The organism is Nonomuraea zeae, assembly GCF_005889725.1.
GTDB lineage: Bacteria > Actinomycetota > Actinomycetes > Streptosporangiales > Streptosporangiaceae > Nonomuraea > Nonomuraea zeae.
In genome coordinates this window covers 1-13201 of record NZ_VCKX01000136.1, presented here as the reverse complement: position 1 = coordinate 13201, position 13201 = coordinate 1, and the positions used below count along the sequence as shown (strand labels likewise).

Here is a 13201-nt window from a genome sequence, read left to right as displayed (position 1 = left end):
GGTCATACGTGGTGGAAGCCGGGGAGCAGGCCGAGCAGAGGGATGATCGCCGCCGTGCACACGGCCATGGCCGCGGTGTAGGCGACCATGGGCTGGACGTCGTCAGGCAGCCGCCGGGCCAGCGCCGCCGCGAGCGGGGGAGCGACGGCGGCGCCGAGCACGGCCCCGGCCACGATCGACGGCAGCGTGCCGCCGAAGGCCAGCACGGTGGCCGGTGCCACGGAGACGATCGGGACGAAGGTCGGGTACCAGCCGTTGGCCGCCCACCGTCCGCCCCACAGCAGCACCCCGCAGGCGGCGGTCAGCACCTGCGTCGCGAGCAGGTGGGGGAGCAGCCCGCTGCCGTACGCGGTCGCCGCGGGGTTGAGGAGGAAGTGCAGGACGCAGCCCAGCAGCAGGCCCGCTCCCGCCCACTCGTTGCCGTAGAAGTGTGCCTCGGTGAAATCCGCCAGGATGCGGCGCGGCACCCAGGAGGGACCGTACCGGGCGGGTGCCGGCGGCTCGTCCACTCCCTGCGGCGGTGAGGTGCGCATCGTGCGTGGCGGCGGGAACCAGGGCAGCCTCCGGCACAGCCAGAAGGCGGCGAGCCCGCCGAGTGACATGGCCAGGGTGGCTCCGACCACGGGCGACAGGTTCATCGGCACGCACACCAGGTTCACCAGCACCAGAGCGATCGGTGTGACCAGGATGGCGCCGAGTACGGCTCCGGTCGACGCGACACGCCAGCCGGGGCCGTACACGATCACGAGGGCGGGCGGGACGGACACGAGCGGGGCGAAGGTCGGCTGCCAATCGCCCAGCGTCCAGCCCCAGAGCAGGTTGCTGGCCAGCAGCCCCATGCCGGCCGCGACCAGCACCCACGGCCACAGGTCGCCCGTGCCGCAGGCCATCGCGAACCCCTGCCACCGCCGGCCGCGGCGCCGGGCGACGTGGGCCAGCGTGGCTCCGGCGATCATCAGCAGGCCGCCGAGCGCCGACTTCGCCAGGATCGGCTCGGTGGTGTCGCCGAGGATCCAGTACGCGTACCAGGTCGGATCCGTGTAGCCCAGCCCCCAGGAGGCGTAGCCGGGGACGAGGGACGGCAGGGCGGGTTGCGCGGCCGCCAGCAAGGTGGCCAGCAGGGCCGCCGCCGCGACGACCGCGGCGGCGGCGCCCAGCCGTCGCGCTCCGAGGCGGGCCGGTGCGGTGGTGGTGGTCATCAGCGGGGCGCCGACTGGCCCAGCGTATAGCCGAGCATCGGGTCGTACAGGTCGCCGCGCCGGTCGCGGATGAGGTCGTTGAGCTGGTTCCAGATCGGCGCGCTCCGCGCGGAGACGATGTCGATGTCGGCCGTGAGTATGGTCTCCTCATCGGCGCCCGCCACCCGGCCGATGGGCCAGCCGTTGGTGCCGGCGATGAGGGAGCAGCCCAGGAACCGGGCGCCCCGGTCGGTGCCGACCCGGTTGGCGGCGGCGATGAAGACGTTGTTCACGTGCGCGGCGGTCATGGTCAGGTACGAGGCCATGCACCGCCCGGTCTCGTCGAAGATCGGCGGTGGCGTCCAGACCCAGTTGTTGACGCTGCAGATGATGTCGGCCCCCTGCTGGGCCAGGAGCCGCGGCACCTCGGGGAACCAGATGTCCCAGCAGATCAGCAGGCCGATGCGGCCGATCGGGGTCTCGAACACGGGAAAGCCGAGGTCGCCGGGCGTGAACCAGAGCTTCTCCCGGTTCCACAGGTGGGCCTTGCGGTAGCGGCCGACGTACCCGCCGGGGCCCACGAGGACGGCGGTGTCATAGAGTCGTACGCCGTCGCGCTCGGCCAGTCCGCCGACCAGGTGCACCCCGTGCTCGCGGGCGAAGGACTCCCACGCCTTGACCGTCGGCCCGTCCGGGACCTCTTCGGCGTGCTCGTACGCCTCGGCGCGGTCGCGGAAGCTGTATCCCGTGGTCGACAGCTCGGGCAGGACGATCAGCGTCGCCCCGTCCCGGGCCGCGCGGGTGGCGAGCGCGAGCGCCCGATCGGCATTGGCTGCGCAATTGTCCAGGCCGACCTGGGGGTCGAACTGGATCACCGCCACCCGGGCCGGGCTGACTGGCGGGTCCGCTGCGTCGGTCATGTCAGATTCCTTCCGCTAACCCAAACGTTTGGGCCAAACGTTTGGGTTAGCATGGACTCCGCTTCGGTATGCCGTCAAGAGGCGCTACCGTGGTCCTTGATCGGAAGCGAGGATTCGTGGCTGACCCCAAAGCGCCCCAGGTGACTCTGCGCTCCATCGCCGACCAGCTCGGTCTGCATGTCTCGACGGTGTCCAGGGTCCTCAACGGGCGTGCTGACGACGGCGCCCGTGCGGCGTCCGGCGACACGGCCACGCGGATCCGGAGCCTGGCACAGGAGCTGGGATACCAGCCGGACCCTCACGGGAGCGGCCTGCGTACGGGGCGGAGCAAGCTCGTCGGCGTCCTCGTGCCGCGGCTGTCCGACCTGGTGCTCGCGATGATCTACGAGGGCATCGACGAGGCGGCGGGGGAGCTCGGGCTCACCACCATCACCGCGAACAGCCACGACGACGACAAGACGCGACGGCTGCGGACCAGGATGCTGCTCGCCCGCCGGGTCGACGGGCTCATCTTCGGCGACGCCACTCTGGACAGCGGCTTCCTCGACGAGCTGGCCGCGCAGGGCGGGAAGTTCGTGCTGGTCAACCGGAGTGCCGGCGAGCATCCGTCGGTCACCGCCGACGACCTGCTGGGCGGGCGGCTGGCGGCCGAGCACCTGCTCGAACTGGGCCACACCGAGGTGGCGGTGATCGCCGGAGAGCCGTACGCGAGCACGGGTGCCGACCGCACCGCCGGGTTCGTCGCCCTCTACCGCGAACGCGGCCTGCCCGCACCGCAGGTGCTGTACTCGCCGTTCGACACCGCGGGCGGGCGGGCGGCGGCCGAGCGGCTGCTCGCCGGCCCTGACCGGCCGACTGCGATCTTCGCGGTGAACGACTTCGCGGCCATCGGCGCCATGGGCGCGGCCCGCGACCACGGCCTCACGGTCGGGACCGACATCTCGATCATGGGCTACAACGACACGCCGCTGGCCGCCGAGCTGCCGATCCCTCTGACCAGCGTCTCCGTGCCCATGCGGGAGATGGGGCGCAGGGCGCTGCAGTTGCTGACCGGCCTGCTGTTCGGGGAAGAGGTGCGATCGGAACGCCTGCCTCCCGTCCTCGCCGCCCGAGCCTCCACCGCCACCGTCGCCTGACCGCTCGGCTTGCGCGAGATGCTGGAGCGCCGAATGGTGGGGTCCACCCCTGCCGGTGCGGGTCGGGCTTCGTGGTGGCGGGCTTGGACGGGCATTCGGCGCGCGGGTAGGACAGTCGGATGGTCGGGCAGGTGTCGCCGGCGGCAGGCGTGCAGGGTCCGGAGGTGCCGTGGATCGTGTCTCAGCGGCTGTAGTCCAGGAACAATGTGCCGTTCTGACCCCGTTCGACCTCGAGCAGCTTCCACGACTGGACGTCGTCGCCCTCGAACACCCGCCTGCCGTGGCCGACCACCGCCGGTGCGACGACCAGCCGTAGTTCGTCAACCAGCCCGGCCTGAAGCAGCGAGCGGGCCAATTCGATGCTGCCGTGGATGCCGATGTCGCCGCCGGGCTCCTGCTTCAGTGCGGTCACGTAGTCGTGCGCGGGGGTGGTGACAAGCGTGGAATGCGCCCAGTGCCGGGTGGGCGTGCTGGAGGTGACGACGTGCTTGGGGACGCCGTTGATGAAGTCGGCGAACGGCTGGAAGTCGGACGTGGGCCAGTGCCCTGCCCAGTAGTCGTAGGTTCCGCGTCCCAGCAGGACGTCGTCCTGGGTGGCGATGACCCGGCCGAGGTAGGCGACGAGCCGGGGGCCGTCGTCGGCGAGCCAGTCGCCGTCTTCGTAGGCGATGCCGTCGAGCGACATCAGGTGGTAGAGCACGACCTTGCGCATGGAGTTCTCCTAGTGGTTGATCGCGTAGGTGGCGGAGATGGTGCCGCTCTGGTAGGTGCGTGAGCCGACGAGCGAGCAGGACAGCCGGTCGCCATCGGACGCGAACAGTCTTCTGCCGTCGCGGACGACGACCGGGTCAACGAGCAGTCGCAGCTCGTCCAGCACGCCGGCGCGCAGCAGGGTCTGGACGAGGGTGACGCTTCCGGTCACCAGGATGTCCCTGCCCGGCCGGCTCTTGAGCCGCGCGACCTCTTCGGCGAGGTCACCGGTGGCCAGCCTGGAGTTACGCCAGCCGACCTCGCTCAGCGTGGCGGAGAAGACGACCTTGTCGATGTCGTTCATCAGGTCCGCCGGCCCTCCGCTCTCCGTCGGCCAGAAGCCCGCGTGCTCCTGGTAGGTGCGGCGGCCCAGCAGCATGGTGTCCGCGGCCGCCAGACCGGCCTGGATGTCTCGCTCGATCTCGTCGTTGTGGTACGGGCCGTGCCACTGGTCCGGCGCGGCGACGACGCCGTCCAGTGACGAGAACAACTCCGCGACGATTTTCCTCATCGAGAACTCCTGCGGTAGGGGCAAGTCCTGGTGGGCTTCATGGTGTGGCCCGGTCGAGGCCCCATGCGATACATTCGGCCGCAGCCGAATCCAAGGGGTTCTCGCATGCTCACGGTGGCGTTCTCCGCCTACGACCTGACCTCGATCAGGTTCGCGTACTCGCCGCTCAGGGAGGTCTCCGCCGGCGTCCACGCGCTGCGCACGCCCGCCGGGCGCGTCCTGCATCTGCCGTGGTTCAAGGAGGTGCGCCCCCAACTGGGCGGCGAGCTGGCGCCGCTGCTCGACCTCGTCCCCGGCGGCCCGTACATTCCCGACTTCCTGTGCCCCGTCCCCACCAGCCCGACCCCGGACCTGGCCGGCGAACTGGCGGTCCTGCGCGCCACCCCGCACGAGATCATTCGCACGGGCCTCGAGCGCATGGCCGACGAGACGCCCGGCTCGCTGACCGGCTGTGCCATGGAGCTGCACCAGGACCCGGACTCGGGCCTCGAGCGGCTGGTGCACTCCATCGAGGCCTACTGGCGGCTGGCCATGGCACCGCACTGGCCGCGCATGCGCAACCTCCTCGAAGGCGACCTGCTCTACCGCGCCCGGCAGTTCGCCGAACACGGCCCGGCCGGGGTGTTCGCGGATATGCACCCGGCCATCAGCTGGGAAGATCGCACCCTCTTCCTGGAGCAGCGCCCGCAGGAGTGGTCCCGGACGCTGAACGGCGAGGGCCTGCTGCTGGCCCCGTCCGTCTTCGTCTGGCCCACATTTCTCTACCGCACCGACTCTCCCGGCCAGGCGGCCATCACCTATCCGGTGCGCGCCATCGCCACGCTGTGGGAGCGCGGCAGCGCGCCCGCCCCCGACGCGCTGGCCGCCGTCATCGGCCGCTCCCGCGCGCTGCTGCTGGGCCAGCTCGACAGCCCGGCCTCCACCACCGACCTGTCCCGCCGCACCGGCCTGGCCCCTGGGAGCGTCTCCGAGCAGCTCACCCTGCTGCTGTCGGCGGGCCTGGTCACCAAGCACCGCGTCGGCCGCGTCATGCTCTACGTCCGGACCCCGCGCGCCCAGGCCCTGCTGGACGGCTGATCCGGCAGCGTCGATTCGGTGGCGTGGATTCGGCGGGGGCCGAATGTGTCGCCCCGCCCGCGGGCCGCCCGCACCATGCACTCATGACCGTCACGGCTCCCGCCCGCCCCACCGTGTTCCAGGGGCTGCCCAAGGTGTTCTGGCTGCTGTTCTCCGGCCAGCTGGTCAACAGGTTCGGCGGGGTCGTGCTCCCGTTCCTGGTGTTCTATCTGACCGGGCGGGGTTATGCGGCCGCCCAGATCGCCGCGGTCGTCTCCGCGTACGGGCTGGGCGGTCTGGGCGGGCAGCCGCTGGGCGGCTATCTGGCCGACCGGTTCGGCCGTCGGGCCACCCTGATCAGCGGCCTACTCGCCACCGCAACCTGCCTGATCCTCATCGCCGCGGCCGGCAGCCTGCCCTGGCTGATGGCCGGCGCCCTGGCCATGGGGCTGGCCGGGGACGTCTACCGGCCCGCCGCCTCGGCGCTGGTCGCCGAGACCACCCCGCCACACCTGCGCGCGAAGGCCTTCGGGCTCATGCACTGGGCGGTCAACGTGGGCACCGCCGCCGCGGGCGCCATCGCCGGGTTCCTGCTCGCCCACGGCTTCTGGCTCCTGGTTGTCCTGGACGTGGCCACCAGCGTCGCCTTCGCCGTGATCGTGGCCGTAGGTATCCCGCGCGGCCATGACAAGGCCGCCGCCAGGTCCGCGCGCAACGGCTACGCGATCGCGGCACGCGACCGGGTGCTGATGGCCGCGCTGATCTTCCTGCTGACCGGCCTGGTCCTTTATGCCCAGGCCGCCTACGCGCTGCCCTTGGCGCTGGCCGCCGACGGGTTTCCGGCCTCCCTGTACGGGCTGCTCATCACCGTCAACGGCGCCATCGTGGTGATCTTCCAGCCGCTGTTCATCTCCTGGCTGTCGCGCCTGCCCCGGCTGCCGGTCCTCGGCGTCTCCATGACCGTGGTGGGCCTCGGCCTGGGCCTGACCGGCGTGGCCACCCAGCCCTGGCACTACGTGGCCACGGTGGTGCTGTGGTCGATCGGCGAGATCGGCATGGCGGGCTTCGAGGCGGCGCTGATCGCCGACCTCACCCCTGAGCGCGCCCACGGCACGTACCAGGCGCTGTACGGCTGGACCACCGCCATCGCCCGCTTCGCCGGCCCCGCCGTCGGCGCCGTGCTGTTCCAGGCCGGGATGTTGTGGTGGGCCTGCGCCGCGACAGGCCTCCTGTGCGCGGTGTTCGCCGTCACCCTGATGCCCGCCGTCGCACGGCGCGAACGGGCCCTGACGCAGCCGGCCTGAATCGGCAGCCCGTCCGCGATCGACCCGCCCGGCACCAGCTGCTGCGCCCGCTGGTCAGCCGGGCCTTCACGCCCCGCGCGATCCAGGCGCTGCTCCCTCGGATCACCGACACCGTACGGACGCGACTGGCCGATCGGTCGGGGGCACCGACCGGTTCACCACTGGCCTGGCCGACATCGCCGGGCACGCCATCGAGACCGGCCGGCGGGTGATCGCCATGGTGCTCTCGGCCGACCGGGATCCCCGAGTGTTCGCCAAGCCGGAGGAGTTCCGGCCCGGTCTGAGGCCGTACGGCTGGGGCAAGGCCATCATCGGTGGAAAGGGGTTAATCCGACCGTGCGGCGTCCGTGAGCAGGGCGGCTGCCCAGCGGAACACCTTGGGATCGCCGAGACCCGAGTCGGTGAGCCATTGCGCGGCCCGGCGAGCGTCCTGCTCGTCCTGGATCAGCCCCCAGGGTCCCGGCTGGACGCCGGTGGCCTGGCGGACGGCGGCGACGAGGCCTCCGATGCAGGTCCAGGTATGCCAGCCCCCGCTGTCGAAGCCGACCAGCTCGAACCCGAGCCGCCGGCCACCGGGGGAGGGGAATCTCTCGCCCCGGGCCAGGCGTTCGGGGAGGCTCCCGGCGGAGGTGTCCCAGCCTCCATCGGCGATATCGGCCAGCACCCCGGGAACGTCGGCGGCGGCGAAGCCGACCCCGAGCACGTGCAGGCCCGGCCTGCCGGCGTGCTCGTGCGCGATCACGGCTTCCTGCGGGCCGGCGAACCAATCGTCCCAGCCATCGGGATCCACTGGCACCAGGTCCACCATGCAGTCGCTCATCGACACCAGGCCAGGACCTGCAAGACCCACGTCCTGCCAATCATGCCGATCGGCGCGGGTGGCGACCCGATAACCGGCCAGTACGTAGCCGGATTCCACCGCGTTTTCGCCTTTCTCGCGTTCAATCTCTATGTGCATCTTGAGCGGGGAACGAGAGAGCACAATCAGCGGGTCGTGTCGTTGAATGTGATCATCCGACAAATGTGCTGGAGGATGGCGTGGCGTTGATCGAGGCGTTACCGAAGCAGCGAAGCCGGTAGCCGTTTTTCGTTTGTTTTCGGCCAAGTCTGTCTACAGTTGGTGCTCGTACAACAGGTGCTCAACTTCCGTGACCAGGTCCTTCTCTCGCCCTCTCGTGACGACGCGCTGCTCTTGGACGCCTTGATCAAGCAGGCCAGTCTCGAGACCGTCGTGGACCGGGCGAAAACGCGCGAGCGGCCAGGGAGTGTGGCCGCTCGCGCCGCAGAGCTCGTTATCGCCCCTGCTTCAGGCGTTCACGCAGATCGCCCAGACCCGGATCCTCACCTGATTCGGGGAGGTGTTGGTGGCGTACAGGCTCCAGCTGTCGCCGTCGTAGACGGAAACGCCCACGTCGTTGATCGGCAGCGGGGTCGTGTAGACCTGCATGTCCGTCCGGAGGAAGGTGTAGTGGCCGGTCATCGCCAGTTTCCCGGCGGGGCATTCGGCATAGGCGTACCCGCTCGTGCCGGGAGCGATCACCGTGTCGCGCATGACGGCCTCGCGGCCGCTGAAGGCCGCTCCGGGAGGACCTGCCGCGCCCGTGTCGCCCTGCGGTCCCTGCGGCCCGGTCTGGTTCCAGGTGATCACCCTTTCGCCGACCACGCATCCGCTGTCTCCCGGCAGCGGCTCGCGGGTCGCCGCCGGTGCGAGCTCCGTCGGGAGGGAAGGGGTCGGGCTCGGCGACGGTTGCGCAGTCGACGGGATCCGGACGTTGCCCGAGGAGCTGACGCACGCCGTGATCACGTCGTTGCTCGCCGCCACCGCGATCCCTGATCCTGCGAGCCCGAGCACCGCCAGCGCCCCGACCACCCACACAGCTCTGCTTTTCGCCACTTCCGCCCCTCCACTTGTCGTGTTCGTCACGGGCAGGCTGCCGGGCGGGTCTTGTAATCAGCTTGGATCTCATTGGGAGCTCAGTACGAGCAGGGCGCCGGGCCCGCCAGGTGCACCCCGCCTGGCTCCGGTGAACAACCATCCGTTGACTTGAGCGAGCGAAACGCGCAGATGGAAGGCCGGTCAAACGAACGACCGGCCGAAGGTGCACAGCTGTGAGTTGTGCATTAGGGTCGGTTGGCGTGGATCTTGATGCAGTGCGTACGTTCGTCGCCGTCGTGGACGCCGGCCAGTTCCAGGACGCCGCCGCAGATCTGTCGATCACCCAGCAGGCCGTCTCGAAGCGCATCGCCGGGCTGGAGAAGAGCCTCGCCGTGCGGCTGTTCACCCGCACCCCGCGCGGGGCCCGGCTCACCATCGACGGGCAGGCGTTCCTGCCTCACGCGCGCGAGCTGCTACGCGTCGCCGAGCGCGCGGTCGCGTCCGTGCTGCCCGGCAGCCGTCCGCTGCGTGTCGACGTGATCGCCTCGCGCAGCGCGGCGTCGGGCCTGATGCGCGGCTTCCACCGGGCGCACCCCGAGATCGAGCTCGACGTGGTGATGCTCTTCGATGTCGAGACGGCCGTCGCCGCCATTCGGTCCGGTGCGATCGACGTGTCCTTCCGCGCCGTCGCCGTGCCCGGCCGCCCCCTTCCCGAGGACATCGAGTCCGTACGGGTCCTCGACGAGCCGCTCCAGCTCCTCACCGGGCCCGCCCACGCGCTGGCCGGCGCCCGGTCAGTGACCGTCGCCCAGCTCGCCGGGCATCGGATCTGGATGCCCGGCATCGTCCCCGGCACCGAGTGGGCCGCCTACTACGACGATCTCGTCGCCGAGTTCGGCCTCACCATCGAGGCGACGGGCCCCAATTTCGGCTCCGACGCGCTCCTCGACACGATCGCCGACACCCCGGCCTTGGCCACGTTCATGAGCGAGCAGACCCGCCTGGTCTGGCCCGCCGGCCACGGCCTGCGCCGCATCCCGGTGACCGACCCGACGCCCATCTACCCGCACTCGCTGCTGTGGCTCCGCGACAACCCCCACCCGGCGCTGGCCACCCTCCGCGCCCACCTCGCCACCGCAGTGGCCGGCCACGACACCGCTGGGACCTGGGCACCGGACTGGGTGATTCCGCGCTGAAAAGCGTCGGCTGCGCGGCCGCGAGCACGGCTCAGCCGACGGCCTTCCTGACAAGGTCCCTGATCGCCGCCTCACCGGCTTCGCTCAACTCCGTCAGGGCGTAAGCCGTCGGCCAAATGCCGTCATCGTCATTTGATCCCGGCGTCTCGTAGTGTCGCCGCATGACGACTGTGCTGTGCGTACCTCAATGGCAAGGTTCGGCATCCAGCAAGGCGCCGCGGCTGATGGCCGGTGCCCGTCGCGCCGCCGAGCTCGTTCCGGCCGACGCGGTGGTGACCGTGCCGGTGCTCGAAACCGGTGGGGAGAAGGTCGCCGGGGTGCGCGCGTTCGACGTGCTCGTGGAGAACCAGCGGCTGACGCGGGAGGCGCTGGCCGGGATCGACGACCGGGTGATCACCATCGGGGGTGACTGCGCGGTCGACATCCCGGCTGTCGCTGCGGCCCACGCCCGCCATGGGGATGCTTTGACGGTGTTGTGGATCGACGCGCACCCGGACGTCTACAGCCCGCAGACCCTGCCGTCGGGCGCCTTTCACGGGATGGTGGTGCGCGCGCTGCTCGGTGACGGGCCGGCCGGCCTCACGCCTGAGCAGCCGCTGGCGCCACGGCAGGTGATCATCGCCGGGGAGCGGGCGGGTGACGTGTCCGAGCACGAATATCTCGCGCAGACCGGCCTGCGCAGGTACGGCGTCGGCGACCTGGAGCGCGTGCTGGACGGTCTGCGCGGCCCCGTGTACGTGCACGTCGACCTCGACGTCCTGGAGCCCACCGCTTTCGGCACCACCTGCTACCCGGAGCCGGACGGCGTGCTGCCGCAGCGGCTGATCGACCTCGTCTCGCAGGTGGACGACATCATCGGGGCGGCCATCACCGAACATGCGCCATCCACCGACAACGTCAACCCCGGCGAGGCCGAAGTGATCCGCCTGCTGGGAGCCGCGCTCATGCGCTGACGGACCGCGGGGCCGGACCGCGGACCTGGCCTCACAACTCGAGCTGCCGCAGGTCGGAGATCTCCTTCGCGGTGACCGCCGCCTCCCTGCGGTCGAAGGGATCCGCCGCGGCGAGGTCGCCGAACGACAGCCCGGTGAGCCCCTCGATCCGCCGGACCGGCACCTGGAAGGTCTTGTACTCGCCGTACGAGAACTCCTCGGGCGCGACCTCCAGGCCGTCGATGAGCCGTTCCTGGCTGAGCAGATAGCCGGTCGCGGACAGCTCGCCATTCCGCTTCACCATGACGACGACCTTCCAGAACTGGCGGGGCAGCTGAATCTTCCGGTACGGCTCGTCGTCCTCCGCCAGAACCGGCCCCGTGAAGACGCTGACCTTGAGGTCCCGGTTGTCGGCGTTCTCCAGGATGTAGTCCTCAAGCCCGGCCCAGGTGGTCTTGTTCTGGTTGAAGTCCTCGTGCTGCGGGGTGCAGTTGGTGAAGTGGAAGGTGTCGTCATTGGCCCGCTTGGCGGCCTCCTGAGAGGTGCCCCACGCGGGGTCCAGGCGGCGGACCAGGTGGCCCCGGTCGAGAGGGTTGGCGCGGTAGATCTCCTCGCCGGCCTGCTCGTCCTCCGGCACCCGCGGGTCGAACGACCAGCGGTCGGGCTCCCTGCGCAGCCGGACGCTGACATTGCCGTCGATGTTGACCGCCGTGTAGAACGCCAGCCGCCGCCGCTTGTTCAGCACCACGCTGAAGTGGTGGTACGGCAGCACGTACGGAGGATCGGTGGCGACCGAGGGAGAGCGGTTGACCGCCGCCAGCGGCACCAGGTCGGGATTCAGGGCGGGCAGCGGGACGCGATGGCCCCCGGAGAGGAAACCCTGGTCGTAGCCCCGGCGGTTGGAGTAGTCAGGATCGATGGAGACGGCCTCCTGCGCGGGTGACTGTCTGCCGGAATCGGTCACCCCGCACCGGATGTACAGGTCGAACGGCGCCGTGACCACGAGGGTCTGTGCTGTCTCTCCGGAGGCCGGCCACGCCGTTCCATCGGACGCCGTCCTGGCGGGCAGCGCGCCGTCAGACGTGGACCCGTCAGCCGCGGGCCACGCCGTCGTGGCGGAGATCGGGCCCGCGGTCCCGTCGAGCACCGGGCGCGGCTCCACAGGTCGGGCACCAGGCAGGCTGAAGCGCTCGGCGAACATCCTGTCGAGCAGGGCCTGCTGTGCGGAGGGGAGTCGCTGGTCGCGGAGGAAGGCGAGCAGCCGGCTCACCCTGATGCCCTCGTTGACGATGCCGCCGAGCTCCTGATGCCCGGGTGCCGGCACGCTCGCATGATGCAGCGCGACGATCTCCCACTGGTCGTTGAAGACGGGGGAGCCGGAGGAGCCCGGATCGGTGTCGCTCTCGTAGTGCAGGAACAGGTCCTTGACGTCGACGATCCGGTTCTCGCGCAGCGCTATCTGCTTCTTCTCGCCCCGTGGGTGCTGGATGATCGTCACGAAGTCCCCGACGATCGCCTTGCCCTCCGCCTCCACCAGCCGGTTGAACCCGAACGACGCCAGCTGTGCCGGGCTTGCCTTGACGGCCACCAGCGCGATGTCGAGTTGCTCGTCGGCCAGGAAGAACCGGCTCGGGTCCAGCGGAAGGCCCGACAGTGGCAGCGGCCGGCCGGCGATGTCGTCCTGGTAGTCGAATTCGACGATGCTCGGCTCGGCGGTGCCGGCGTCGGTCAGGACGTGATGGTTGGTCAGCAGCAATTCCGGCGACACCAGCGAGCCGGTGCCGTACCCCACCAGCCGTCCGCGCTGGTCGCGGATGTTGATCCGGCCCACGGCCCGTGCGGCGGCGACGCCGCCCTCCAGGTACGCCACGCCGAGCAGGTCGTTGGTCTGGATGATCCGCTCCAGGATGGCGCCCGCCGCGGCCATCGCCGCGGGCTCCTGCGCGGCGATGGCCGCCGGGCTGACCGGCCGCACATCCGGGTGGTAGCGGCTGAGCCGGTCGATCCGGGTCGCCACTCGCGCCGGGTCGTCGGCCAGGGCGAGCCCGCCCGGCTCCTGGAGGAGCTCGATCTTCCGCTGGCGCTCCTCACTGCGCTCCGCCACGCGGGCCTCGACGGCCTCCCGAAATCCGACGGGCATTGTTGCAGTCGAATCCATCACGCCCCCACGACCGCGTCGTTTCACATCGCCCCAGGTGGGGCGCTGTTTCTGTGTCTAATCGGGGGAGGGATCCGGCGTCGCGGACGACGCGCGCCGAGCGCCATTCATCGCCGACCTTTTAGGGATCAGCGACGAGGGGGAGGCGTCAGGCAGACCGGTGACCAGCAGGCGGGGGGAGTGG

General features: G+C 70.6%; 12 protein-coding genes. 5 read left to right on the top strand and 7 right to left on the bottom strand.

The annotated features are described in order from the left end of the window. Window positions 1–2: 2 nt before the first annotated feature. Together ETD85_RS34875 and ETD85_RS34870 are read right to left on the bottom strand one after the other, a co-directional pair. Window positions 3–1199 carry a hypothetical protein gene (locus ETD85_RS34875; protein ID WP_138694079.1) on the bottom strand — a complete coding sequence of 399 codons (1197 nt, stop codon included), beginning with the start codon at window positions 1197–1199 and terminating at the stop codon, window positions 3–5. Next, entirely contained in the window at window positions 1199–2098 is a 900-nt protein-coding gene (locus tag ETD85_RS34870; protein WP_138694078.1) for a nitrilase family protein, read from the bottom strand. The genes ETD85_RS34875 and ETD85_RS34870 overlap by 1 nt, the downstream gene beginning before the upstream one ends. A 116-nt stretch (window positions 2099–2214) precedes the next feature. Here ETD85_RS34870 and ETD85_RS34865 point away from each other — a divergent pair, with 116 nt between their 5' ends. Continuing rightward, window positions 2215–3234, top strand: a complete 1020-nt coding sequence (locus ETD85_RS34865) for a LacI family DNA-binding transcriptional regulator (protein ID WP_206058986.1) — start codon at window positions 2215–2217, stop codon at window positions 3232–3234. A gap of 181 nt (window positions 3235–3415) precedes the next feature. Here the strand turns inward: ETD85_RS34865 and ETD85_RS34860 are convergent, their stop codons facing one another. Both ETD85_RS34860 and ETD85_RS34855 read right to left on the bottom strand, forming a co-directional pair. After that, window positions 3416–3946 carry a dihydrofolate reductase family protein gene (locus tag ETD85_RS34860; protein WP_138694076.1) on the bottom strand — a complete coding sequence of 177 codons (531 nt, stop codon included), beginning with the start codon at window positions 3944–3946 and terminating at the stop codon, window positions 3416–3418. Window positions 3947–3955: 9 nt separating this feature from the next. After that, window positions 3956–4495 carry a dihydrofolate reductase family protein gene (locus ETD85_RS34855; protein WP_138694075.1) on the bottom strand — a complete coding sequence of 180 codons (540 nt, stop codon included), beginning with the start codon at window positions 4493–4495 and terminating at the stop codon, window positions 3956–3958. Window positions 4496–4600: 105 nt separating this feature from the next. Here ETD85_RS34855 and ETD85_RS34850 point away from each other — a divergent pair, with 105 nt between their 5' ends. After that, window positions 4601–5572, top strand: a complete 972-nt coding sequence (locus ETD85_RS34850) for an ArsR/SmtB family transcription factor (protein WP_138694074.1) — start codon at window positions 4601–4603, stop codon at window positions 5570–5572. Between the two features lie 83 nt (window positions 5573–5655). Next, window positions 5656–6855: an MFS transporter gene (locus ETD85_RS34845; protein WP_138694073.1), complete on the top strand. Its 1200-nt coding sequence runs from the start codon at window positions 5656–5658 to the stop codon at window positions 6853–6855. A gap of 325 nt (window positions 6856–7180) precedes the next feature. Here the strand turns inward: ETD85_RS34845 and ETD85_RS64890 are convergent, their stop codons facing one another. Continuing rightward, window positions 7181–7876: a hypothetical protein gene (locus tag ETD85_RS64890; protein WP_206058980.1), complete on the bottom strand. Its 696-nt coding sequence runs from the start codon at window positions 7874–7876 to the stop codon at window positions 7181–7183. A gap of 285 nt (window positions 7877–8161) precedes the next feature. Further along, window positions 8162–8749 (bottom strand): hypothetical protein, encoded by a 588-nt coding sequence (locus tag ETD85_RS34835; RefSeq protein ID WP_138694072.1) that lies wholly within the window; start codon window positions 8747–8749, stop codon window positions 8162–8164. A gap of 242 nt (window positions 8750–8991) precedes the next feature. Between ETD85_RS34835 and ETD85_RS34830 the strand changes: the two genes are divergently transcribed. Both ETD85_RS34830 and ETD85_RS34820 read left to right on the top strand, forming a co-directional pair. Then, window positions 8992–9927, top strand: coding sequence for a LysR family transcriptional regulator (locus ETD85_RS34830; RefSeq protein ID WP_138694071.1), 936 nt, complete (start codon window positions 8992–8994; stop codon window positions 9925–9927). A gap of 224 nt (window positions 9928–10151) precedes the next feature. Next, complete coding sequence (locus ETD85_RS34820; protein ID WP_138694070.1) at window positions 10152–10880, top strand: arginase family protein; 729 nt, start codon at window positions 10152–10154, stop codon at window positions 10878–10880. Between the two features lie 31 nt (window positions 10881–10911). Here ETD85_RS34820 and ETD85_RS34815 read toward each other — a convergent pair whose 3' ends face one another. After that, on the bottom strand, window positions 10912–12999 hold the full coding sequence (locus ETD85_RS34815; protein WP_138694069.1) for a DNA/RNA non-specific endonuclease: 2088 nt from the start codon (window positions 12997–12999) through the stop codon (window positions 10912–10914). Between the last annotated feature and the right edge of the window lie 202 nt (window positions 13000–13201).

Bases quoted from the DNA above. Each gene is read 5' to 3' on its own strand.
- ETD85_RS34875 (WP_138694079.1), bottom strand. From the start codon at position 1,199: ATGACCACCACCACCGCACCGGCCCGCCTCGGAGCGCGACGGCTGGGC.
- ETD85_RS34870 (WP_138694078.1), bottom strand. From the start codon at position 2,098: ATGACCGACGCAGCGGACCCGCCAGTCAGCCCGGCCCGGGTGGCGGTG.
- ETD85_RS34860 (WP_138694076.1), bottom strand. From the start codon at position 3,946: ATGCGCAAGGTCGTGCTCTACCACCTGATGTCGCTCGACGGCATCGCC.
- ETD85_RS34855 (WP_138694075.1), bottom strand. From the start codon at position 4,495: ATGAGGAAAATCGTCGCGGAGTTGTTCTCGTCACTGGACGGCGTCGTC.
- ETD85_RS34850 (WP_138694074.1), top strand. From the start codon at position 4,601: ATGCTCACGGTGGCGTTCTCCGCCTACGACCTGACCTCGATCAGGTTC.
- ETD85_RS34845 (WP_138694073.1), top strand. From the start codon at position 5,656: ATGACCGTCACGGCTCCCGCCCGCCCCACCGTGTTCCAGGGGCTGCCC.
- ETD85_RS34820 (WP_138694070.1), top strand. From the start codon at position 10,152: ATGGCCGGTGCCCGTCGCGCCGCCGAGCTCGTTCCGGCCGACGCGGTG.
- ETD85_RS34815 (WP_138694069.1), bottom strand. From the start codon at position 12,999: ATGCCCGTCGGATTTCGGGAGGCCGTCGAGGCCCGCGTGGCGGAGCGC.